General features: G+C 60.9%; 18 protein-coding genes. 10 read left to right on the forward strand and 8 right to left on the reverse strand.

What is annotated here, in order from left to right:
• Window positions 1–28: 28 nt before the first annotated feature.
• The 6 genes from IB265_RS31795 to IB265_RS31820 all read left to right on the forward strand — a co-directional run bounded on the left by IB265_RS31795 (window position 29) and on the right by IB265_RS31820 (window position 7,510).
• On the forward strand, window positions 29–1,234 hold the full coding sequence (locus IB265_RS31795) for a glycosyl transferase family 1 (RefSeq protein WP_192495736.1): 1,206 nt from the start codon (window positions 29–31) through the stop codon (window positions 1,232–1,234).
• Window positions 1,231–2,229, forward strand: coding sequence for a glycosyltransferase family 2 protein (locus IB265_RS31800; protein ID WP_192495737.1), 999 nt, complete (start codon window positions 1,231–1,233; stop codon window positions 2,227–2,229). The genes IB265_RS31795 and IB265_RS31800 overlap by 4 nt, the downstream gene beginning before the upstream one ends.
• Complete coding sequence (locus tag IB265_RS31805; RefSeq protein ID WP_192495738.1) at window positions 2,226–3,152, forward strand: glycosyltransferase family 2 protein; 927 nt, start codon at window positions 2,226–2,228, stop codon at window positions 3,150–3,152. The genes IB265_RS31800 and IB265_RS31805 overlap by 4 nt, the downstream gene beginning before the upstream one ends.
• Window positions 3,149–4,165: a glycosyltransferase family 2 protein gene (locus tag IB265_RS31810; protein ID WP_192495739.1), complete on the forward strand. Its 1,017-nt coding sequence runs from the start codon at window positions 3,149–3,151 to the stop codon at window positions 4,163–4,165. Before IB265_RS31805 ends, IB265_RS31810 begins: the two co-directional genes overlap by 4 nt.
• A 4-nt stretch (window positions 4,166–4,169) precedes the next feature.
• The gene (locus IB265_RS31815) at window positions 4,170–5,075 is read left to right on the forward strand and encodes a UTP--glucose-1-phosphate uridylyltransferase (protein ID WP_057249467.1); all 906 of its coding nucleotides are present in this window, start codon (window positions 4,170–4,172) and stop codon (window positions 5,073–5,075) included.
• 113 nt (window positions 5,076–5,188) lie between these two features.
• Window positions 5,189–7,510: a polysaccharide biosynthesis tyrosine autokinase gene (locus IB265_RS31820; RefSeq protein WP_280137705.1), complete on the forward strand. Its 2,322-nt coding sequence runs from the start codon at window positions 5,189–5,191 to the stop codon at window positions 7,508–7,510.
• A gap of 628 nt (window positions 7,511–8,138) precedes the next feature.
• Here the strand turns inward: IB265_RS31820 and IB265_RS31825 are convergent.
• Window positions 8,139–9,593, reverse strand: coding sequence for a TrkH family potassium uptake protein (locus tag IB265_RS31825; RefSeq protein WP_192495740.1), 1,455 nt, complete (start codon window positions 9,591–9,593; stop codon window positions 8,139–8,141).
• A gap of 330 nt (window positions 9,594–9,923) precedes the next feature.
• Between IB265_RS31825 and IB265_RS31830 the strand changes: the two genes are divergently transcribed.
• Window positions 9,924–10,166, forward strand: a complete 243-nt coding sequence (locus IB265_RS31830; protein WP_110879219.1) for a hypothetical protein — start codon at window positions 9,924–9,926, stop codon at window positions 10,164–10,166.
• A gap of 48 nt (window positions 10,167–10,214) precedes the next feature.
• Here IB265_RS31830 and IB265_RS31835 read toward each other — a convergent pair whose 3' ends face one another.
• The 7 genes from IB265_RS31835 to IB265_RS31865 all read right to left on the reverse strand — a co-directional run bounded on the left by IB265_RS31835 (window position 10,215) and on the right by IB265_RS31865 (window position 20,048).
• Complete coding sequence (locus tag IB265_RS31835) at window positions 10,215–11,297, reverse strand: glycoside hydrolase (protein ID WP_192495771.1); 1,083 nt, start codon at window positions 11,295–11,297, stop codon at window positions 10,215–10,217.
• A 31-nt stretch (window positions 11,298–11,328) separates the two neighbouring features.
• On the reverse strand, window positions 11,329–12,501 hold the full coding sequence (locus IB265_RS31840; protein WP_057249460.1) for a polysaccharide pyruvyl transferase family protein: 1,173 nt from the start codon (window positions 12,499–12,501) through the stop codon (window positions 11,329–11,331).
• A gap of 144 nt (window positions 12,502–12,645) precedes the next feature.
• Entirely contained in the window at window positions 12,646–13,824 is a 1,179-nt protein-coding gene (locus IB265_RS31845) for a polysaccharide pyruvyl transferase family protein (protein ID WP_192495741.1), read from the reverse strand.
• A gap of 38 nt (window positions 13,825–13,862) precedes the next feature.
• The gene (locus IB265_RS31850) at window positions 13,863–16,544 is read right to left on the reverse strand and encodes a glycosyltransferase (protein ID WP_192495742.1); all 2,682 of its coding nucleotides are present in this window, start codon (window positions 16,542–16,544) and stop codon (window positions 13,863–13,865) included.
• Window positions 16,531–18,003, reverse strand: a complete 1,473-nt coding sequence (locus IB265_RS31855; protein WP_192495743.1) for a DUF6212 domain-containing protein — start codon at window positions 18,001–18,003, stop codon at window positions 16,531–16,533. The genes IB265_RS31850 and IB265_RS31855 overlap by 14 nt, the downstream gene beginning before the upstream one ends.
• A 174-nt stretch (window positions 18,004–18,177) precedes the next feature.
• A complete protein-coding gene (locus IB265_RS31860; RefSeq protein WP_192495744.1) occupies window positions 18,178–19,431 on the reverse strand; it encodes a glycosyltransferase family 4 protein in 1,254 nt (417 codons plus the stop codon).
• A gap of 44 nt (window positions 19,432–19,475) precedes the next feature.
• Window positions 19,476–20,048: a MarR family transcriptional regulator gene (locus tag IB265_RS31865; protein ID WP_057249450.1), complete on the reverse strand. Its 573-nt coding sequence runs from the start codon at window positions 20,046–20,048 to the stop codon at window positions 19,476–19,478.
• Window positions 20,049–20,280: 232 nt separating this feature from the next.
• Here IB265_RS31865 and IB265_RS31870 point away from each other — a divergent pair, with 232 nt between their 5' ends.
• The 3 genes from IB265_RS31870 to IB265_RS31880 all read left to right on the forward strand — a co-directional run bounded on the left by IB265_RS31870 (window position 20,281) and on the right by IB265_RS31880 (window position 24,392).
• Complete coding sequence (locus IB265_RS31870) at window positions 20,281–22,026, forward strand: type I secretion system permease/ATPase (protein ID WP_057249448.1); 1,746 nt, start codon at window positions 20,281–20,283, stop codon at window positions 22,024–22,026.
• Window positions 22,023–23,441, forward strand: coding sequence for an HlyD family type I secretion periplasmic adaptor subunit (locus IB265_RS31875; RefSeq protein ID WP_192495745.1), 1,419 nt, complete (start codon window positions 22,023–22,025; stop codon window positions 23,439–23,441). Before IB265_RS31870 ends, IB265_RS31875 begins: the two co-directional genes overlap by 4 nt.
• Before the next feature lie 291 nt (window positions 23,442–23,732).
• Window positions 23,733–24,392, forward strand: a complete 660-nt coding sequence (locus IB265_RS31880) for a calcium-binding protein (RefSeq protein ID WP_112994973.1) — start codon at window positions 23,733–23,735, stop codon at window positions 24,390–24,392.
• Window positions 24,393–24,440: the final 48 nt, after the last annotated feature.

Here is a 24,440-nt window from a genome sequence, read left to right on the forward strand (position 1 = left end):
CGAGCAGAGAACCGGATATTCGATATTCATGCTGCAGGTACTTTATTTCGCACAGGATCTTGCCGACCCCGCCGTTCGTCGGCGTGTCCTGATGCTCCTTGCCGGGGGTGCAAGGGTCAAGCTTGCGGGGTTCAGGCGCGACGCAAACCCGCTAGCGGCGATCGAGGGCATCGAGCCCATTGAGCTCGGGACAACGCATGACGGGCGTTTCGTTCAACGGATCGGCGCGATCGCCAAGGGCTGCTTCTCGCTCAGGCAGGCGCTGCGCAATGTCGAACGCCCGGACGTGATCATTGCGCGCAATCTCGACATGCTGGCGATCGCCAGGAAGGCTGTGAGTGTGTTGGGCGGTGACGTGCCGATCGTTTACGAATGCCTCGACATTCACCGCCTGCTATTGCGCCCCGACATCGCCGGCAAGACGTTGCGGGCGAGCGAGGCGTTCCTCGGGCGTGATGCGCGGCTCCTGATCACCAGTTCTCCGGCCTTCGTCGAGCACTATTTCCGCCCGCTTTCCGGCATCACGGCCCCGACCATGATGCTGGAAAACAAGGTGCTCGAGCTCAACGAGACCATGGCGCGACCGCTGGTTCCGGCAGCGTCGCCGCCAAAGGATGGGCCGTGGCGCATCGGGTGGTTCGGCGCATTGCGCTGCCGCAAATCGCTGGCGCTGCTGTCGGCCTTGTCCCGCAAAATGGAAGGACGCTTCGAGATCGTGCTGCGCGGTCGGCCGGCCTATTCGCAGTTCGATGACTTCGAGGGCTTCGTGCGCAATGAACCCTTCATGCAGTTCCACGGGCCCTACCGCAGCCCGGAAGAACTGAGCGACATCTATTCCGACGTGCACTTCACCTGGGCGATCGATTTCTTCGAGGAAGGCCGGAACTCGAAATGGTTGTTGCCGAACCGGCTCTACGAGGGCTGCCGCTTCGGCCGTGTGCCGATTGCGCTCCGCGGTACCGAGACGGCACGGTTCCTCGCCATCCGCGGCCTCGGCATGCTGCTCGACAAAGCGGAGCCGGAGGCGCTCGCCACCCTGCTCGGTTCGATCGACCCCGAGCGTTACATTGAGGCATCCGGCCGGATCGCGACTTGCGCGGCTGATACCTGGATTTTCAGCCGCAGTGACTGCGAAAGCCTTGTCCGGCGGCTTTCGGCGGTCACGTCGGCGGCTCCGCCGCGGATCGCGCCTAACCTTTCCCCAACTCCTCAGAACGAAGGCGGATTGTCATGAGCAACAACACGCTGGCTTCGACACGAACCCTTATCGTCATTCCCTGCCTCAACGAGGCTGAGCACATCGAAGGCCTGGTTGAGGGACTGCGACCGGCAGCGGCGCATCTCAACGGCGCCATTCTGATTGTCGACGGCGGCAGCACGGATGGCACGCGCGAGATTGCTGCCCGGCTCGCCAAGGCGCATGCCTCGGTGCTTGCCCTCGACAATCCGAAGCGCATCCAGAGTGCGGCGATCAATCTTGCCGTCGCCGAATACGGAGCGTCCTACGACTACCTGATCCGTATCGATGCTCACGGGACCTATCCAGACGACTACTGCGAGCGTCTTGTCGAAGAGGCGCTTGAGACCGGTGCGGACTCCGTCGTCGTCGCAATGCAGACGGTCGGCTTCACGCCTTTCCAGAAGGCGACGGCCTACGCCCAGAATTCCAAGCTCGGCAATGGCGGCGCCAAGCATCGGCTCGGCGCCACGAGCCACTGGGCCGATCACGGCCACCATGCGCTGGTGCGGATCTCCGCCTTTCAGGCAATCGGCGGCTATGACGAAATCTTCAGCCACAACGAAGATGCGGAGTTCGACTACCGCTTCCGTCAGGCGGGCTATCGCATCTGGATGACCGACCAGACGAGCATGGTCTACTATCCGCGGGCCACGGTCGGCCCGCTCTTTCGCCAATACTTCGCCTATGGACGGGGGCGCGCGCGCAACGTCCTGAAGCACCGCGCCTGGCCGAACCTCCGACAGCTTCTGCCGCTCGCCGTGGCACCCGTTGCTATTGGCGCTCTGCTCGCCGTCATCAACTGGCTCGCCGTCGTGCCGGTGGCCCTCTGGGCCGCCGCCTGCATCGGCTACGGCATGTGGATGGCTCTTGGACAGAGAAACCCCTACGGCCCGCTTGCAGCCCTTTCGGCCATGGTGATGCATTTCGCCTGGTCGGCCGGCTTCTGGCGCGAGCTTCTTACCGCGCGAAACCGAAAGGTGGCGCCATGACCGATCTCGCCAGAAAACGGATCGATGTTGCGGTCTGCACCTTCCGCCGTCCGGAACTTGCAGAAACGCTGCATTCGCTGGCGCTCATCACGGTGCCCGCCGATGTCGACATCCGCGTCATCGTTGCCGACAACGACACGACGCCGAGTGCCGAGGCGCTGGTCAACCAGATGCGCCCGACCATGCCCTTCGAGATCCTTTACGTGCATTGCCCGGCGTCGAACATCTCGATCGCCCGCAATGCCTGTCTCGACAATAGCGCCGGTCACTATCTCGCTTTCGTCGATGACGACGAGACCGTATCGAGGACGTGGCTCCTGCAATTGCTCGACACGGCCGCTACGACCGGGGCCGATGTCGTGCTCGGCCCGGTTCGCGCCGAATACGCGTTGTCCGCGCCGAACTGGATGCGCCGCGGCGACTTTCATTCGACCCGCCCCGTATGGGTCGATGGCGAGATCCGCACGGGCTACACCTGCAATGTGCTGCTCGATCTCACCCGGCCGGTCCTTTTCGACAGACGGTTCAACCTGGCTCTTGGGCGGACTGGTGGTGAGGACACAGAATTTTTCCGCCATATGCATGCGGCCGGCGGACGTCTCGCCTATGCCCCGGATGCATTGGTCTTCGAACCGGTTCCGGAAAAGCGCGCGCGCCTTGCCTGGCTTGCCAAGCGCCGCTTCCGTTCGGGCCAGACTCACGGGCGCCTGTTAAGCGAGCCGGGCCAACCCACAAGGCAGGTGGTGGAAATCGCCCGGGCGATGGCCAAGTCCGGCTATTGCGCTACGGCGAGCCTCTTTCTTCTCGGATCGCCGGTCGCGCGTTCGCGCTACGCCCTGCGCGCCATCATGCATGCGGGTGTCGTCAGTGGGCTTCTCGGCGTACGTGAACTTCAGCAGTATGGGGCCGCGACCGCCGGATGACGCTCCCAGCACCAGACGTCAGTTTTGTCGTCGCGGCCTATAACGCCGCCGACACGATCCACCGCGCTATTGAGAGCGCGCTCGCACAGGAAGAGGTCGACCTGGAAGTGATCGTCGTTGACGATTGCTCCACCGACGACACCTGTGCCGTGGTCGAAGGGATCGCTGATCCACGGGTGCGGCTGTTGCGGCTTGCGAAAAACCGTGGGCCTGGCGGAGCGCGCAATGCCGGGCTTGAAGCGGCACGCGGCAACTGGATCGCCATTCTCGACGCGGACGATACCATCAGCCCCCGACGGCTCTCCCGCATGATTGCGCTGGCGTCGACGGCGAGCGCCCAGATTGCCGTCGACAACATCGACGTCGCGAACCTCGACGGGCGCGTCGAGCGCATGTTTCCCGAAGCCTTGCTCGAACACCACCGGGTGCTGACGCTTGCGGCCTTCATTCAATCCAATGTGCTTTTCCGCTCGACCTATAATTTTGGCTATATGAAGCCGATTTTCGAGCGCCGTTTCCTGAACGAGCATGGCCTTCGCTTCAAGCAGTCCATCCGGATCGGTGAAGACTACATCCTGCTCGCGTCTGCGCTCGCCCATGGCGGACGCTGCATCGTCGATCCGTCAGCCGGCTATTGCTACCACATTCGCGAGGGCTCGATCTCCCGGGTGCTCGAACTTCGCCATATCGAGGCGATGATTGCAGCCGACAAGGATTTCCTCGCAAACCACTCGATCGATGCCGAAGCGATGACAATGCAGCGTCGCCGCGACAAGAGCCTGCGCGAGGCGCATGCCTTCCTGCGCCTCGTCGATCATCTGAAATCCAGATCGTTGGTTGGGGCCGCCCAGGTGGCCTTGTCCGACCCCCGAGCGCTTCGGCACCTCAGAATGCCGATCGCCGTGCGGCTGCGCCGTTTGCTTGCGCCGCTCGCACGATTGAAGTCCGCCACACCGACGGTGGCGGCTGAACGATCCACCTCGGGCAATAGCCCTCACGTACGTAAAGGATAAAGCCATGGACCGTATCAGGACCGTCAGGAAAGCTGTGATCCCGGTCGCCGGCAATGGAACGCGGTTCCTCCCCGCGACAAAGGCGATACCCAAGGAGATGCTGACGATCGTCGATCGTCCGGTCGTGCAATATGCGGTTGATGAAGCCCGCCAGGCGGGTATCGAGCACATCGTTTTCGTTACCAGCCGCAACAAGCAGGCAATCGAGGACCACTTCGACGACACGCCGGAGCTCATCTCGTCGTTGACCCGTTCCGGCAAGAATGCCCAGGTTTCGGAACTGGAAGAGATGCTGCCGCGTGCCGGCTCGGTCAGCTTTACGCGGCAGCAGGCGCCGCTCGGCCTTGGCCATGCCGTCTGGTGCGCGCGCGACGTGATCGGCGACGAGCCTTTCGCGCTGCTCCTGCCGGATATGCTGTGTCACGGGGCGCGCGGCTGCATGGCCGGCCTCGTCGATCTCTATCGCCAGACCGGCGGCAACGTCGTCGGGGTCGAGCAATGCGCCCCGGAAGATGCGTCGAAATATGGCATCGTCGGCAAGGGCGCCACCGTTCCCCACGGTTTCGAAGTCACGAAAATGGTCGAAAAGCCGCGTGCAGGCGAAGCACCGTCGAATTTTTACCTGAACGGCCGCTACATCCTTCAGCCCGAGATCTTCGACATTCTCGCGCACCAACAACGGGGTGCCGGCAACGAAATCCAGCTGACCGACGGGATGCTGAAACTCTCGCAAAATCAAGCGTTTCACGCCCATCCGTATGAGGGGCGCACTTTCGACTGCGGTTCCAAGGAAGGCTTCATCGCCGCCAATGTCGCCTTCGCACTCGCGCGCTCTGACCTCGGCGACATGGTCTATGCCGCGGTCAAGGACATGGTTCTGTCTCATGAAGGCCGCATCCGCGCGGCATAGAGCTAGTTTGGCGCCTCTTATCGAGGCGCCAGCCTTCGGACCAAAAGGGAAACGGACAGAGCGACCCAATGAACCAAAGAAGTCTCCCCTTCAATAGCGTTGTGCCGAGGGAAATGGAGGAACCCGATAGGTTCATCGACCTTGACCGGCTCTTTTCGGTCATCGTTCGCCGCGCCAGGCTGGTTGGCGCGTTCGTCGTGCTGTTCATGGCACTTGGCGCGGTCTACCTCGTTTTCGCGACGTCGTTCTATACGTCGATGACGCAGATCCTGCTCGACGAGAACCTCTCGAAATATGCCGAGGAGCAGGCAACGCCACAGAACAGCCAGCTGCTCGACACCCAGATGGCAAGCGCCGTCGAGATCCTGAAGTCCGGCGAGCTCGCCTTGCGGGTCGTCGACAAGATGAAACTCGACGACAACGACACGGTCCTCAATCCGCCACGCTCGCCCTTCGGCGCCGTTAAGGACTGGCTGAGATCCGTGACCGGCGTCTTTTCGTTTGGATCCGATATTTCCGAAGAGGCGGCCCGCAATGGCCGACGTCAGAAGGCGGCCGCGCTCATCCAGCAGGGGCTGGCCGTCGAGCGCGTAAACCGAAGCTCCGTTGTTGCGCTTGCTTACCGTTCCAGCGATCCGCAGCTCGCCGCCGCTATCGTGCGCGGCTATGCGGATGCTTATCTCAACGATCAATTGAACGCCAATTTCGATGCGACGGAGCGCGCCTCCGTCTGGCTGCAGGAGCGTCTTGCCGATCTCAGGCAACGCTCGCAGGTGGCTTCGCTCGAGGTCGAGAAATACCGCAGCGAGAACGGCCTGACGCTCGCTCGCGGCGAACTGATGTCCGAACAGCAACTGGCAGATCTCAACAGCCAGCTCATCATCGCTCAAGCCGACACGGCAAGCGCGTCCGCACGGTTCAAGCAGTTCCAGGCGATCGTCGACCAAGGGCCTGAAACTGCGGTCAAGAACGCGACGATTTCCGCCAAAGAGGGCGACAACTCCGTCATCCGCGAACTGCGTACCCGTTACCTGGCCGTCAGCAAACGCGAACAGGAAGTGACGCAAAGCTTCAGCGCCGACCATCCCCAGGCAGTATCGCTGCGCAAGGAAAAGTCCGATGTCGGCCGGCAGATCTTCCAGGAACTGGAGCAACTCACCGCGAGTTATCGCAACGAATATGAGGTCGCCCGCTCGCGCGAGGCTTCGCTCAGGGAAAACATCGAAGGCACAACGGGCCGCAACTCCGATGCGAACCTGTCGCTCGTGCATCTGCGCGAACTCGAGCAGAAGTCGGCCGCGTTGAAGACCCTCTACGAGACCTACCTGAACCGCTACGAGCAGGCCTCGCAGCAGCGCTCCTTCCCGATCGCCAAGGCCCGGGTGATTTCCACGGCTGGTGTTCCAACCTCGCCCTCAAGTCCGAAGAAGACCTTGGTTCTGGCACTTTCGGCCGTGCTCGGCATGATGGCAGGCGGTGCGTTCGCAGCTTTCCAGGAGTTCCGCGAGCGGACCTTCCGGCTCGAAAGCGACGTGCGTTCAATCCTCGGACACAGGTCTTTCGGCTATGTTCCGCTGATCGGCCCGCGTCAACTGACCACGACCGACCGCGTTCGCGCGCGGTTGATGAAGGGCAAGACGCCCCAGCCGGCGACACAGGCCGCAGAGCCGTTGCCGTTTGAACGGGTCAGTCGCATCGTGCTCGACGCGCCGCGATCGTCTTTCGCCGAGACCTTCCGCAACGCCAAGCTCGCCTGTGACCGGATGTTGCACGGCAACGGTTCGCGGGTGATCGGCATCGTTTCTGCCGTTCCGGACGAGGGCAAGTCGATCATCGCGGCGAACTTTGCCGCACTGCTCGCGGCGAGCGGCAAGAAGACGCTGTTGATCGACGCCGACATCCGCAAGCCGGGGCTGAGCAAGATGATCAATCCGCCGCCAAAGACCGGCCTCGTCGAGGCGCTGATCGGCGAGTCTTCCTGGCCCGCCGGCATCAAGATCGACCAGAAGACAAAACTGGCAATCTTCCCGGTTGGCGGGGAAGCCGGGGCAAAGAGCGAGCCCTATGACAGCCACGAGTTGCTCGCCTCCCCGGCGATGGCCGACCTTATCGACAATGCCCGCAAATCGTTCGACTACGTGATTGTCGATCTTGCGGCGCTTGCTCCGGTGGTCGATGGCAAGGCGTTTTCGCCGCTCGCCGATGGCTTCATCTACGTTGCAGAGTGGGGCCGCACGCCGTCGCGTCTGGTGCGTGATCTGCTCAACTCCGAACCGCAGATCAACGGCAAGATCCTTGGCGTGATCCTCAACAAGACGGACATGAACGAACTGGCGAAGTACAGCGACTTCGGTGGCGCTGAGCACTATCGCCATCGTTTCGAGAAGTACTACGTCGAGAACGCCGGGACCTACCGCAAGACTGAAGCGGCCTGATCGCGTTCCCTTGCGCGTCGAGACACGAAGCCTCGGACCGGAAACGGTCCGAGGCTTCTCACTGTGGGTGGTCGCAGGCTAACAGGGCTGAGAATGCCATCCACTGTCGAGCGAAAGCCCAGAAAAAATGATTGCAGCGCCAGCGGAAAGCTATTCGGCGGACGGGTCTGGTAGCGAGGGCGATCCCAGCAACCTCAACCGTGCAAGATGGGGCGAAGACGTGGATGCAAGCAATCTAGGATCACGCACACGTTTCACGAAAGCAATAACGCCTACGCTCAGTTGAATAACGTTTGAGGCGAATTATGTTTCCAGACGAAATTACCGCGGCGGCGTGGACCATTTCAGCCAGACATCTCGCACGCGGACAACGCGACCCTACGATGATGGTTGCCGAGGCGATTGCGTTGGAGCGGCAACGCTGTTTGGCCATTGCCACTGAATGCTGCGGAGAAAACAGCGGCGTGGCCAGAGAAATACGAAACGCCGGTAGTTAGGTGACGTGTTTCAATCTACTCCGTTGTAGGTGGCCGGCGCCAACTGATGGCGCTTGCCGTACTCACGCGTTGATGATGCCTGCGGCGATCGCGAGAAGTGCGCTATCAACGACTGGTACCATCCGCGGAGCTCAATCCCTCCAGAAGAGCGGGGTCAGGATGACCAGCACCGTCAGGATTTCGAGACGGCCAAACAGCATCATCACCGACAGAAGGTAAAGGGCCGGATCCGACAAGGTCGAGAAGTTGCCGGCCGGCCCGATGATCGGCCCAAGCCCGGCGCCGACATTGGAGAGCGCTGTGGCAACGGCGGAAGCAGCAGTGACGAGATCATAGCCCATGGCGCCCATCGCCAGGCTGCCGAACGCCCAGATGAACATATAGGCGGTAAAGAACATGAAGACCGTCCGCTGGACATCGATATCGACGAGGCCCTTGCCGTAGCGCACCGTGTGGACCGCATTCGGATAGATCAGCCTGAAGAGCCCCGCCCGAATGGAATTGAAAATGATGATGAAACGGTACGCCTTCATGCCGCCGGCCGTCGAGCCGGAGCAACCGCCCATGAAGGTGGCGGCGAAAGCAAGGGCGACGATGAACTCCCCCCACAGCATGTAATCGTCGCTGGCAAAACCGGTGGTCGACAGGATCGACGAGACCGTGAAGAACCCATGCGCGAGTGCATCGTTTGCAGCGACGCCGTTGGCGAGCCGCTGATAGAGGCTTGCCGCCAGCGCAAGTATGGTCAGATAGGACAGGAAGACGATGATCTGCGGATCCTTCAGCGTATCGAGCCGACCACGAACGATGAAGAGAATGAGCACCGAAAAAGGCAGGCTGCTCAAGGTCATGAAGAACGTGGCGACCCACAGGATCGGCAGGCTCTTGAAGTAGCCGAGCGATGCGTCGTGGGTGGCGAAGCCTCCGGTCGCGATCGTCGACATTGCATGGTTCAGCGCGTCGAAGCGGCTCATGCCGAGATAGGAATAGATAATCGCGCAGGTGACGGTCAGTACCACGTAGATGAGAATGAACGCGCGCGTAAAGGTGACGATCCTGGCGAAAGGTTTCTCAGTGGTATCCGAGGATTCCATTTTGAAGAAGGACATGCCGCCGACACGCAAGTAAGGCATGACGAAGAGCCCGAGCGCCACGATCCCGATGCCGCCCAGCCAATGCAGCAGCGAGCGCCAGAGCAGAATGCCCGGGGGAGCGAAATCGAGACCGGTGATCACCGTTGAGCCAGTCGTGGTGATGCCAGAAACGGATTCGAACAGGGCCTTGGCGAAATCGAGTTTCAGCGACGAGAACCAGAAAGGCACCGCGCCTACGAGCGAGATGACGAGCCAGAGCAAGTTGACGACGAGGAAGCCCATCTTGCGGCTGAAGGGCGGAGGGCCGCCCTGCGTCGCGGCCATCGTCAGAAGTGAGACGCCCCCGGTAATGAAGGCCGACACGGCAAATATCCGCCAATCCGGATGCCCATAGAACAGGTCCACCGCCGCCGGAAGAAGCATCGTGATGGACAGGTAGAAGGCTGCCTTCGCGGCGATGTTGATCGCGGATTGGTAGAGAGATGCATGCAATGGTCGACGGCCCCAGCGCAGTTGTCCGAAAGCCCGAATCGGCTGTTGGGATCGGCCGCCATTCAATCTGAAAGTCGCGCGATTCGCACCCGCCGCTGCCGGCCCGCTTCCTATCTCACATTCGGCGCGTTTCATCACTGCCGGCGGGACGAGCAGCCGCGGCAAACGCCGATAGGCTGCGGTTTCCACAGCCGTTCTGCGACATTTTGCCCATTCAACTCTAACTCACGAAAAGATCAGGCCTTTCGGCCGCGACAAGTCATCACCTTGACTTATTTCAGCGTGTAAAGCCTGCTGCATCCATTCCACATGCAACCTTGAGCACAACCGATGACACCCGCCCGTTTCACCCAATGCCTTCTCGTTCTTCGTTGGACGCCGATCAATCTGGCGAGCGCCCTGCATTGCAACCTGGCGTGGATCGAGGCGATGGAGACCGGCGAAGAAAAGGTTCCTGACGAGCTCGCGACCTGGCTGGAGACGCTGGCACGCACCCACGAGGAACTCGGCATCCCCGTCACCTATCGCGGCAAAGGCTTGGAGCCCGCATCGAGCCGCGCTGCGCGCCGTTGACTGACGCAGCCGGGCGCTGATCCAAGCGGAACTCTGCGCCGGGGTAGGTCAATTGTTCTCCGGGGCGATTGCCAAGGCACCAGCAGGGCTGAGCGTACCGCACCGCCAGAGCCGGTAAGATTGCTGCGTATCCCAGTCATAGTAGTAGGCCGCATCCAGTCGCTTTGTCTTCGCGAAGGCGGAAAAGACGCTGCGCATGGCAGCCATCGCGCCCTCGCGCTGGCTGTCGTCGATAGGACACGTGCGGGCCGTGTTGGCGATCCCCCACTCCGTCACCCAGCATGGCCTACCGCTATCCGATGGCTCGCAGAAATCGAGGAGCTTGCTGACGACGGATTTGATCGCTTTTGGATCCTTGCGGGCGGGGTAGATGTGGATACCGTAGGCATCGACATGCTGGTCCATTCCCCGTTCTCGCAGAAGCGTTATCACCTCAGCCGGATCGAGCCGCTCCATGCCTTGCCGGTCCGCCTCCTTGGCGCCCATGTCAGAGAGCCCGGCGGAGACAACGGCGGCGCCGCTGCTCTTGGCGCTTTTGCGCACCTCGTCACGGGTGATCCTTAGTACCTCGATGTAGCGGTCGAGGCCTTCTTCGAAAGCTGCGCGATCCTTGAGATCGGCGACAGTTCGCGGCGTCGGCTGACCGGGTTTCTGATAGACGGCAAGATCGCCATTGTAGCCGGCAAGGTTGATCTCGTTTCCAGGCTCCACCGCGTCGAGGCGAACACCGAGAGCGTCCAGCCGCGTGAGCGCTTCGCGAAGGCCAAGGCGATATCGGTCGAGGTCCAGCTCAGACAGGCGGTTGATGTCCCAGATGCGCCCCTGGCCGCTGCGGGGCCGTACCGCATCCGCATAGTAGCTTTTGTTCGCAAGCTGAATTTCGAGCAGGATACGCAATCCGAGCCGGCTGGCTATACCGACAGCCTCGATGCTCTTTTCGACCGGCCGCGACAGAGAAAGCCGCACATGCGTGGCGCCGCTATCGGCGATCTCTTTGAGCACGCGCTCCTGCTCGGCACGGTCGAGCCAGGCGAGATTGAGCCGATTGACCCCGTAGCGCGCAAAAGCGGCGTCCCCGGCCAGGGCTGGCAGGGCGATCGCGGCCAGGGAAAGCTGGGCGGCAAGGAGCAGCGCCCATGGCGCTGCTCTCGTCAAGAGGCGATTAGATCCCAACCTGTTTGAGCGCACTTTGGAAGTTCGCCTCGCAAGCCGAATACCGCTCGGTGACGGCCTGTGCATCGATCTTGGACAGGAAGTTGGCGAGATGGGCGCGCTTGTCGCTTTCGCGGTTCCACACGCCCGCCTCGATATAGGGGAAGCCGATGAATTCGAGCATCTCCCGCATGCGGTCGTCGACGGCAATCATCAACGACGGCGTACCCGCCTGCATGCCGATGACGCAACCGTGGAATCGCCGGCCGATGCAGAGGTCTCTCGACGACGACCAGGCGCGCCACTGGTTGGTGTCGAAGAACACCATGAGCTCGTTCTCTCTCTGCCACTTCTCTTGATGCTTGTATTCGGTCTTGCCGGTGATGCGCCCGCTTGAGCGGTCGTAGACCGGGTCGTTATCGTCAACGGGAAGCGTAAGGTTATAGGCGACGACCTCGTCCTGGATGACGTAGCTTGCGACGCTATCGGGCTTCAGCAGCGCATGGGCATCGACGATCGTGTCGGCGACGCTGCCGAGATAACCGCCGAGAGCGAGTTTCTGGGCCGATGCCAGGTCCGCATTGGCTAGAGACGTCAGCGAACGTCGCATCTCGTTCGGCGCGAAGAAGAGCGACGGGCAGCCGGTCGGCTTGACGAACTTCATGCCCTCGGCCCTGAGGAACTCCGCGGTGAAATAGCCACGGGTCAGGAAGAAGCTCTCCTTCTGCTTCAACACCTCGAGGAACCGCAATGTGCCGGCCGGCAGGTTCTCCTTGAGCCCTTCCCGTTTCTGGATGCCGATGCCCATCACCAGCACGGGCATCTTCAGTTTCTCGAAGACATCGGCTTCGAGATCGGCGGAGTATCCCGGGCGCAACAGGTTCGCCGAGGCGAACACGCACATGTCGAATTCCTTGTTCAGGGCATCATAGACATCGTTGGCGCCGCGGCTGTTGACCAGGTGCCAGAAGGGCACATAGGTCACGTCATGTCCGCGCAAGGCGTAAGCTGCGCCCTCGCCGATCAGGTAGTTACCGGTGTTGGCGATCTTTTTGACCTGGTCGATCAGTTCCTTCTTGCTTCGGATGTCGTCGAAGTAAGGCTTGTGATGGACCGTCGCACCGGAAACACGCGAGACGGTACGCTGGAGATATGAAGGGATTCCGGTGAGCAGGATACGCATCGATACACCTGAGTTATGGGCTGACCCACAGTTGACGTAGAGCGGGATGAGGAATCGTGTGCGCAGTCTTCCCCATCCCGCCCGAACATTATGAAATCGATCGCATTCGTGCCTCGGGTAGAACGCACCCGAGGCGTCAGCGATTTATTGGCCGATGCCGATTTCGCGCAGCGCCGTGCGGAAATTGCGTTCGCGATCGGAGTAACGGTCGACGAGTTCGGATACGTTCAGCCCGGCCAGATGGCTGGCGACGAATTCCGCGCGGTTTTCGGCTTTTTCGAGTTCCTGCACCTCCACCGACGGTAGCCCGGTAAAGCCCAGCATTTCGCGCATCCGGTCGTCAACTGCCACCATCAGGCTCGGCACACCCGCCTGCATGGCGATGATCGAGCCGTGGAACCGCCGGCCGAAGTTGAAGTCCATATGCGAGGCCCAGGCGCGCCACTGGTTGGTATCGAAGAAGGTGCGCAAGTCGAACGGCACCTTCAGACGATCCGTACCGGGATAGGCGATATCGCCGAGCATCTTTCCCGAGCAAGAGTCAAAGACTCTGCCATCGGCATCCGGCTCGACCTTCATGTCGAAGTGCAGGAACTCATCCTGGATAACATATTGCGGCTTTGCACCCTCGGGGTTCATCGCGATGGCATCGACGATGCAATCGTGATTGGCGCCGAGATAACCCGAAAAGATCGTCTTTGCCTGGCCGATCTTGACGCTTGGCAGCTTCTTCATCGATGCGCGCATGTTGTTCGGCGCGAAGTAGACCGAGGGGCAGCCGGTCGGTCGAACGTATTTGAAGCCCTGGTCCTTCAGATAGCCAGCCGTCTCATAGCCACGGGTCAGGAAATAGTGTTCGCGGTCCTTGAGCACGTCGAGCAGCCGCTTCGTCCCTTCCGGCAGGCCGGTTTCGAGATCCTTGCGGTTCTGATGGCCGATGCCGAGCATGACGATCGGCATCTTGAGCTTGCTCAGCACATCGGCTTCGGCATCCGCCGACAGCCCCTTGCGCAGGAGATTTGCGCAGGTAAAGACGCAGATATCGAAGTTGTTGTTGAACTCGTCGAACCCGCTGCCGTTCTTGTGGGCGTTGTAGAGATGCCAGAACGGGATCTGCTTGGCATGCGGCGCAATGGCACGCAGAGCTCCCTCACCGATCAGATAGTTGCCGGTGTTGCTGATGTTGCGAAGCTCCTGAAGAAACTCGTCCTTCGATTCGGGCTGTTTCTGCCGTTCCGAATAGGAAACCGACAGGCCAGTCGCGCCATTGGCGAGGCGCGTATAATGGCCAGGAATGCCCGTCAGGAGGATTCTTGGACGCATGCGTATGTCCCTTCTAGTTAAAAAGTCGCCCGGCGCGCTCAAACTGCTGCTGCAACGCCGGTATTGGATGTCTCGCGTGCGCGGATAACCTTGGCGCGCGAAAGAGATGAATTGGTCACGGAGCCGTCGCACCAGCCAAGGAACTCCGCAAAAGAGTTTGGCCAGGCACGGCGCGCCGCCGTTCTGAGGCAGCCTTCCATGATGGGGGCGAGCAGGTTGCGGTCACGGGCGACCTCGGTGATCGCCTTTACCATGTCTCGCACCACCTGCGGGTCGGAGGGGGCGTCGATCAGAATGCCGTCCTCGCGATCAACGATGAGCTCATCGACGGCCCCGACGGCGGTAGCGATCGGGACGCAGCCAAGCTGCTGCGCTTCTGCGATCATCAAGGGCGCACCTTCCCAGCGCGACGGCATGACCAGCACGTCTGCCCAGCCGAGCGCCTTGATCAGATCCCGGCTGGCAAAGACGGGCGGGCGCACATCGACGCCAAGCTCTTTCAGCCGGTCGGTCCAGGAGAAGCTGGCGTCAGCCAGGATCTCGCCACCGATCGCCCGAGCGTCGAACGGCACATGTGCCGCGCGCAGCTCCGAAATCGTCGCGGCGAGCCGGTCGATGCCTTTCTGCTGGTCGAGGCGGCCCATGTAGAGAAGCCTCAACCGATCGTCCTTGCGTTCGATCCGCCGCACCTGCAGCACCTCCGCAAGCACCTTCGGCGGGACCGAGAAGCTTGCGCCGTTCGGAACCGCAAATATCTTTTCAAGCGGTACGCCGAAGCTGTGCAGATAGAACTTGAGCTGTTCCGAGCAGGTCAGGAAGGCGTCGTAGCAATGCTCGTGCGCGATCGCTGCGAAAGGCTGGCCGGCCGGGCGCTTGAACGGCGTGTTGTCGACGACATGCAGATAGCAGGCTGTGCGCGTACCTTCGGAACGCAGTCGGGCGATCAGCGGGTGCATCGCCATGACGTGGTTGTTGATGACCAGATCGAAGCCAGAAAGCTGGCCCTTCAATGCGCCCCAATCGACCTCATGATGTTCGGCGATGAAGTCGTGTCCCAGGAACGAGCCGGAGCCGCCCCAGGCCGGAATGCCCTGATCCCAGAAATGCACGTAATCGAAGCTCGCATCGAATTCATCGATCACGTCCATCCGGCTGGTGCCGAGCACGAACAGGTGCGTCTCATAGCCGGCGGCCCGCAGTTCGCGGGACGCAGCATAGATCACCTTCTCGGCGCCACCGAAGGAGGCGTTCGGCACGAGGAGTGCTGCCGTTTTCTTTCCGGCCTCGCTGTGTCCGAGCGGCAGCACCGGCGAACCGCCGATTTCCGTGCGCAAGGCCTTATGCAGATCGGAATAGGGCATGAGCCGCGGCGGGCGCCACGTCCAGCGGCGCCCGGCGGTGCGGCGCAGCGGGCTCGTGGCAATCGCGTTGACGCAGTTGATCATGACCTGTTGCGGCGTGATGAGCGTTCGGCGTGGCAGGGCCCTCGGGAACGGGAACCGCACATTGAGGACGGCAGATGTCGGCCAGACCTGCTGGCTGCCGATCGAGGCGAACCAGTCGAGCGCGTTGTTGCGGATGACATCGCGCAAAAGCGCCGTTGAAATGAAGATGAGATCCGGCTGGCCGAGGTGCTCGGATCCGGCATCGAGGAACGTCGGCTCGATCTTGCGCTGCGTGGCGTCATTGCCGAGATGGACGAAGACAACATTCGCCTTTTCGCTCAGCCGCTCCAGGTGGCAAAGCACGTTCGGCAACATGCGCGAGCGCAAGAGAAGATCGATCGTCGCCCCGCTGCCGGCCATCACGAATGGCGGAAAATGCACGTTGTCCGGCTCGCCGGTATTTGCCCAGAAGGCCGGAATGATATCGTCGAGGCGCAGCCGCTTCGGCTGCTTGGTCGGGTCGGTGAAGAACGAGATCGCCGCGTCTTCGGTGCGTGCGAAGAGATAGCGCGGGCATTCCTCGTGCTCGAAGTCGACGAGCATCGGCCGCTGGAACAGGGCTCTGTGGCGCTTCCTGAGGAAGCTTACGGACGTCGCACGGTCGCGGTTGGCTTCCTTGAACCGGCTTTCCGCCCGCAGGCGGTATTCAAAGGTCGTCTCGTGGCAAGGCGTGCCGACGAAGCCATGTTCCACGCAGGAGAGCCAGAATTCCCAGTCTTCGAAACCGTTCTGCCGGTCGTCGTTGAAACGAACGCCCTCCCGGAAGACATCGATGGAGATCATCGAGCCGGTATCGCAGATGTTGTCGGTGATGCAGTGAACCAGCCTGGAATAGTGGTTGCCGTAGTGCGCCCGCCAGCTCACCGAGAAGGTGTCGATATTGGTGTAGACCCAGCCGGCGCCGCTCTCACGCAGTTGGCGGTAAAGGGTTTCGATCGTGCCCGGCAGAACGCGATTGTCGGCGTCGAGAAAATAGACGGCCTTTGCTTCAGACAGGTTTTCAAGCACATAGTCGATGGCGCGGTTGCGCGCGCCGCCCGGCCCTGCATTGCGGCCGAAGACCACGTGGATGTCGGGATGAGCCGCAGAAAACAACAGCAGTTGATCGAAGGTCTCGTGCCGTGGGTCACCATCGACCGAGACGACGATGGCGATCCGGCAATCCGAAAGCGCCGAAGCCAGTGCGGACTCGATTGCCTCGAGTGCCAACGCCGCGTGCCCGTAGAGCGGCATGGCAATCGCGATCAGATCGCGTGGATCGCTATTGCTGGACATGAGATGCACCACCCGACTGCTTTACCATCCGGAAGCCCGACACCTTGAGCCAGGAAAAATCGACGGAGTCGGTGACCGCGCGGCTGAGGATCACCAGATCCATGGGATGGCGCACCGGCTCGTCCAATTGGAAATTGACATTAATCGGCTGCTGGTTCGTGACCTCGCGCCAGCCGCTGAAAAAGGCCGAAGGCTTGACCGAGCCCTTGCGGGCGAGTTCGGCAACTTCCGAGCGCGCGTTCGAATTGGCTGGCGCGAGCAGGAAGCTGACGGCGGCAGGCGCCCCCTTCGGATGATCGACGATGGCACTTGCGGAGAACGATATGGTTCCGGGCTCGACCGCCCGACCGATGGCACCGGCCGACACGCCGCTCGGCAGCGGGTGGCAGACCACTGCGTGTTCGTGCTCGAGGTAGCGCACAGTCTGGAACTCCGGAACCACCGGCGTGACGGAAACGTCGACGATCTGGCTCAAGAGATCCACCGAAAGCCGGTAATCCTCGATGAAGTGACCGTCGAGCAGAGCCGTTGGCGCAATCATGTTGGGCATGCGCGTTGGCTTGACGCCGGGAAGGCCCGTATAGATGCGGAACGCGAGCGGACGCAGATCGAGGTCGGCATGACGCGTTTCAGAGCGCGCGGTGTAGTGCTCGCTGGCAATGGGGTAGCCGAGCGAAAGACCGATGGTTTCCGAGCCCGTCGTCGACACCCTCACCCGCAACGTCCTCGCTCCGCCTCCGCATGTGCGCGGTAAGGCGAAGAAGTTCCAGGTAGGCACCAGCTGTGAAAACGGCACGGACCATTCGGCCACGCCTTCGCCGCTTTCGACATAACTCAGGACGACGACCAGTTCGCCACCGTCTCTCGGAACGGAATTGAAGTGGAGCGCGATGCCTGCCACGCCATGGCTGGAAACCGGCAGGAGTTGCTCGACGAAAGCGTTGGCAATCAGATGGCCGATGCCTTCGTCCTTGGGGTCGACATAGGGATCGTGCGCAAAGACCTCGGTGACCGGCTCCCAATTGCGAGCCTGGAAGGCGTCTTCGAGCGCACGATAATTTTCGAGCAGCGTTTCGCGCTCGCGGCGCAACAGCGCGAGTTCCGACGTGATCGCACTCGAAAACCGCGCAAGACGCCCGACACCACCGTCGACCAACGCCTGAATGATTACGGCACTTTCCGCCGCCGTGTGTGCGCTCAACCGCTTGACCGGGAAATCCGGTACAGTGCCAAGCGCACGCAAGGACACGAGCCGTTCCGCAAGGTCCTCCTCCCCCTCTTTTGAGAAGGCAAGCCCGATCAGCGGGAATACGTTTTCGAGAGTGGTCTGGGCCCGATCGCCCTTGGGAAGGAAATGAACCAGGTGCTCGATGCCGCTACCTTCGACACTCGCCCTGTCATGATCAGATGCCACCACCAGCTTTCGCTTCGCCTGCGAATACCTCACGCCAGAAGACATCAACTCTTGCACGCGCCACCTTCAATATGAACAAGTTCCCTCTGAAGTTGAATTCGCCGAAACGAAATACATCGGCGAATTCAAGCTCATACGAAAAGCATATCAAGGTTATTTGCACTGCACAATAAGTGATATTTGTGTTTTTCGTGAAATAATACTTCGGATTTTGAAGTATTATGCAGATGAAACCAGTGAGATATTAGAGGTAGAGGCACTGTTTGTTGCCTTGTCCAGCAACATCATCTGCCGCGCGATGCAATCACCCAACCGGAACCGCTGTTCGATCGTCCGGCGCGCGGCCGCACGCATCTCGGTATACTTTTCCGGGTGACGCAACGCTTCGGAGAGCGCGCCCGCGAGCGCGTCCGTGTCAAAGAATGGCACAAGCACGCCGTTGCGACCGGAACTCACGACTTCCTGCATGGGGGCGGTATCCGACCCGATGACAAGTGCGCCGCAGGCCATGGCCTCCAGCACCGACCAGGAAAGCACGAAGGGATAGGTCAGATAGATATGCGCCGCCGAGATCTGGAAGAGCTGTCGCAACACGGCATGAGGCACGACGCCCGGAAACAGGAACCGGTCCGCCGGCACATCCAGGGACTGCAGCAGGTGATCCCTCCAGGAGCCTCCGCCCGGCGGCGGAGCGCCGTAGCTGACGCCATCGCCTCCGACGAACACGAAGAGCGCATTGGGATGTTCCCGCGCGACTTTCGCCGCCGCCGCAAGCGCCTGTGGAAAGCCGCGATAGGGTTCGAGGTCGCGGGCCACGAAAGTGACGATCGACGGATCGCCGGCCTTCAGCACCCGCCCATCCGGAAGCTTGAGGGAGGCCGATGCATCCGGACGGAAGACGCGCGTATCGACACCCTCATGGCAAACGGCGATGCGTCCGCGGTGCTCAGTCGGATAGAGGCTCCTTTGCCAATGGGTCGGACTGATGCCGCCATCCATTGCCTCCAGCGACAGCAGCTGCGCCATGTTTCGCAGACGCAGCCGCTTTCGCGTGTCCGAATCGGGTTGGTCGTCAGGGGCAAAACCGATGTCCGCCCCTTCAGCGCGATAGAAGAATTCGCAATAGCCGAGCGCTGGAACGTTCGGCAGCACGTCCTTGACGAACATCATGCTGCCCCAGCCCGTGTGTCCGACGATGACGTCGGGCACCTGGCCTTGCTTTGCCATCGCCTCGAAGGTCTCTGCGACCCGGTGACCTATGCGGACGTGATGGTCCGGGACGCCCAAATGCCTTGCCATTTGCCCATTGGCCTGCGGCCCCGGTTCCGCCCTGTGGCGGATGACCCGCGTTGACGGAATCCGCTGATCGACGGTTTCCGTCACGAGGGTTACTTCATTTCCCGTCTGCGCCAAATGGGCCGCGAGAGCGGCGAATTGGCAGAAGCCGCGCCGGTGTACAAATGCTACGTGCATGTTCTAGCCTTTTACCGATGAAAGGACAGCGTTCGCGCCGCGGCTCAGATGCCGTAGCGCGTCGCATTCCCCCAAACCAGCTCAAGCCGGTGCAGCGTTTGAAATGCGGTTTCCAGATTGCGCCGGTCCTGCTCGCCGTGGCTGAGCACCCGTTCATAGGCACCGGCAGCTTTCCTGAGCGAATCGCAGAGCTGCCTGCCCTTTTCCGAAAGCCGAATGCGAGCCGAGCGCCGGTCGCGCTGCGATGCAGCCCGGTCGATATATTCCCCATCGCCCAGTTGCTTCAGATAGTAGGACACGTTTGAACCGACATAGTGGCCGCGATCCAAAAGCTCAGCCACGGACACCTCGGCATCGCCGATCGCGAGCAAGACCATGGCTTGCGCCGGGCCAATGTCGTCGACGCCAAGCTTTGTCAATTCGGCGCGCAACAGGCCGGTAAACCGTCTGCTTGCTCGCTCCATCATCCGCGCCAGTTCGAAATACGAGACCACGGAGGCTTCGCTCTCCTGGCCAATATCTTCGTGTTCAGCGGCACTACCAACTGCGTCATCCCCGGGGCGGATGGCAACAGCGCCGCCGAAATCTGCGAACGGATAGAGAATCTTTTGATTCATCCCTCTCTCCAACTAAGCATTACTACGATATTCAAAAATTACTTCAAATTTTGAAGCAATTTTTCGCCCCCTTTACTCCCCCCGAATATGATTATCTTGAGCATCCCACCATTATTGTGTCACACTTATCACGGCAACACTGTGATTTAAGTGATAACAAACAAAATAGCTTCCTCAAGACCCCAACGAACTTATCCAGAAATTCGCCACGCGTGACAGCAAACGAGGCAATATGATTAGCAAGAACCAAATTGGGCCAAAGACGGCGCAAAATGGAGCAAACGATCCACGGCTGCTTATTCTGAAGGCACGCCGCGTGTTCGTTTTGGCACTTATTTATGCAGCGCTGCTGAGCGCTTGCATCGGCATCTTGCAGCTCTCCACGCCGCTTTACATGATGCAGGTCCACGACCGCGTCCTGAATAGCCAGAGCATGGACACGCTTACCATGCTGACGATTCTGGTGATCGGCGCGCTCATTATCTATGGCGTGCTCGAATACATCCGGGCGCTGACGTTCCAGGCGATGGGAAGCGCGGTCGTGCGTTGGCTGAACCTGCCAGTGTTGACCGCGGCAGTGCAGGCAGCGGCCGATCAAGGGCTGACCCGCGCGACCCAGTCGCTACGGGACCTGGCTGAGTTGCGCAGCTTTCTCACGACCTCCGCCGTCAGTGCACCGCTCGATGCCGCCTGGTCGCCGATCTTCCTCGGCGTGCTCTTTGCGCTGCACCCGATGTTCGGCCTTCTTGGCGCCATTTCCATTGCCCTGCTCGTGTGTTGTGGATTGCTGACTGATTTGCTGACTCGCCGGCTGATGAAAGAGGCCAATCAAGCCAATATCGAGGCCGTCTCGAAAATTGGTGCGAGCTTGCGCCACGCCGAAGCGATTGAGGCAATGGGCATGCTCCCGGCTCTCGCCCGCCGCTGGCGCGCGGCGCAACTGCATGCGCTGGATGCGCTCGAAGTCAGCGGCAGCCGAAGCAAGGCGATGGCCTCGATCACACGCTCGCTGCGCTTCATGATCCAGGCGGCAGCGCTGGCGACGGGTTCTATCCTCGTGATGAAGCAGGAAATCTCGCCCGGCGCGATGATGGCGACGACCATTCTGGTCGGACGCCTTCTCGCCCCATTTGATTCGATGATCGAAAACTGGCGCCAATGGGTACTGGCCATCGCGAGTTGGCGACGGATCGAGGCGGCACTCAAGGAAGATCTCGCCGTACGCCAGACGATGCCGCAGCCGCGCACACAAGGCGATCTCGTCGTCGACAAGCTGGTCTATGCCGCCCCCGGTCTCGATGTGCCTATCATCAAGGGCATCGGATTTTCGCTTTCGCCGGGCGAGGTGCTCGGCATTGTCGGGCCGTCGGCTGCGGGAAAGTCGACGCTTGCCCGCCTCCTTGTCGGCATTTTGAAACCGACCACGGGCGGCGTCTTCCTCGATGGCAACAACGTCTATCTCTGGGAGCGCGCTTCGTTCGGGCAGATGACCGGCTACCTGCCGCAATCGGTCTCGCTGCTCGAGGGCACCATCCGCGATAACATTTCGCGCATGGAGGAAGGCGAGCCTCAAAAGGTGCTCGACGCCGCCCGCCTTGCCGACGTGCACGACATGATCGGCCGGCTGCCACTTGGCTACGACACGCCCGTCGGGGATGGCCATTTGACGCTTTCCGGTGGCCAGCGGCAGCGCATCGCACTTGCCCGCTGCCTCTATGACCGCCCCCGCCTGATCGTTCTCGACGAGCCGAACGCCAACCTCGACGCGATCGGCGAACGAGCATTGATCCGTGCGATCGAGCGTGCCCGCAACGACGGCGCGATCGTCATCATGATCGCCCACCGGCCAACCATCATGCAGGCGGCAGACAAGCTTCTCGTCCTCGAAAACGGCCGAATCACCCAGTTCGGACCGCGCACCGACGTGGTCGCATCCATGACCCCGGGCGAACCGAGACGGGAAGGCGTTTCCGCATGACAAAGAAACCCAATCTACCGATCGCGCGCGATGCAAAGAACGCGGTGACAACGCGGGGCGGGGAGAACCTACCTGCCATCATCGACCGGCCTCATCCCCTGCATGGGCTGGATGTCGATGCGGAAGGCAGCGCCTCCGCTCCCCTGCGCGGCGTGGTCCTTGCCGGTCTCACGACCATCCTCGTCGCCTTTGGCGGCTTTTTCGGCTGGGCCTTCTCGACGGAGCTCAGCAGCGCCTCGGTCGCAAGCGGCACGATCGTGGTCGATTCGAAACGCAAGACCGTCAGCCACTTCGAGGGCGGCATTCTCAAGCGCCTGCTCGTCCAGGAGGGGGATCGTGTTGCGGCCGGGCAACCACTCGTCAAGCTCGAGGATACCCGCGCCCGCTCCGACCTGCAGGCGCTGCAAAGCCGTCGCCTCGGTCTGATTGCGAAGCTTGCCCGCCTGAGGGCGGAACAGTCGGATTCACAAGAAATCACGTTCCCCGATGATCTGAAGGGCGCGCCGGATCCGGCAGCCGATGATGCGGTGAAAGCCGAAACGAACTTTTTCGAGCGCCGGCGCGAAGCAAAAGCCGGTCGCCTTGATGTTCAGGGCAAGACCATCGAAGAATTTTCGGAGAAAGCCAAATCACTCGCCGAGCAGATCCGCGCGACCGATCGACAAATCGAACTGATTACCGAGCAGCGGACTGCGATCGCCACTCTCGTCGCGAAGGAGTTCGCCCAGCGCTCGAAGCTTATCGAGATCGATGCCAAGCTGAGCGAACTGGCGGCAAGCCGTGGCGAGCTCGCCGGTAATAAGGCCCAGGCCGAAAAGGCGGAAGCCGGAGCAGAACTCGGGTTGACCGGTATCGAGAATGAGTTCCAATCGGAGATCGCCGGCGAAATCACCACGGCCCGCCTTGAGCTTTCCGATGTCGAAGAACGATTGGTGTCCGCCAAAGACATCCTGACCCGCCTCGACATCCGCTCACCACAGGCCGGGATCGTCACCAACATTCAGTTACGCACAGCAGGCAGCGCCGTCTCGGCGGGGCAACCGCTTCTCGATATCGTGCCCGAGGACGAGCCACTGCTCGTAGAAATGCATGTCGGCACCCGTGACATCGACAGCATCGGTATCGGTTCGAAGACGCAGATCAGGCTGACGGCCTACAACCAACGCACGCACCTGCCTCTTGACGGCGAGATCAGCTATGTTGCGGCCGACCAGTCGGTCGATGAAAAATCGAATGTCTCCTACTACGTGGCGCGTGCCCGCATCGCGGCTTCGTCGCTCAGTGCCAACCCCGACATTCGGCTCTATCCCGGCATGCCTGCCGAGGTCCTGATCGTCCACAAGCCACGCTCGGCGATTGACTACATGGTCTCGCCGATTGCGGACAGCCTGAACCGTGCCTTCCGCGAAGACTGAACTAGAACTTAACCACCATACGGAGCCGGCGAAATTCAATTTCGCCGGCAATTTATTTCTAAATTCGAATTGAATTCCAAGTAATAATGAAGATACTTACCCCTTATATCCCAGGGATAATCATCAAAACGACACACAATATACATCTGAGGTAGCAGGTAACAGCACAATACATCTGTATTTATTTCGTTTTTGCTGTTGCCATATGTTTTTTTGCAGTGCAATGTCCCGGCGCTCATCCAAGGTTTGAGGCCAGAGATGGGCGTAAGCAACAACTCAGAGGAGTAGCATATGGCCACGTTGGAAGGCGGCGCGTATGATGACGCCCTTTTTGGCTCACGCTTCGACGACTTCATCCATGCACGCAGCGGCGATGACTTCGTGAACGGAGGCAATGGCGACGACACCATCTTCGGTGACGAAGGTGATGATCTGCTGTTCGGCGGCAACGGAAACGATGCCCTGTTTGGCGGCTGGGGCGACGACCTCATCCATGGCGACAACGGGAACGACGTCCTGTTCGGCGGCCAGGGTGATGACGTGCTCAACGGCGACAATGGGGACGACATTCTCCTTGGCGGCGGCGGCAGTGACTTGCTGTTCGGCGGCAGGGGTAACGACGTATTGTTCGGCGGCGCCGACAATGACGTTATCAACGGCGGCCAAGGCGACGACGTCTTGAGCGGCGGCGAAGGCAGCGATGTGTTCGTCTTTGACGGCGGTGGCGGTAACGACGTCATCCTCGACTTCACGCCCGGCGAAGACCTGCTGCAGGTTTCGAAGGACATCAACGGCCTCGACATCTCTTCTCCGGAAGATCTGGCATCGCGCGTCACCCAGGTTGGCGGCAACGTCGTGATCGACTTCGGCCATGGCGACACGCTGACGCTTGTCAATGCCGATGCCGACGATATCCAGGCAAATCCGAACCACTATTTCACGATCCATTGAGATTGACCGGCGCGCCCCACTTCCTCCCGGTGGGGCGCCCTCCCTTTT

The organism is Ensifer sp. ENS10 (assembly GCF_014852025.1).
In the GTDB taxonomy this organism is placed as follows: Bacteria; Pseudomonadota; Alphaproteobacteria; order Rhizobiales; family Rhizobiaceae; genus Ensifer.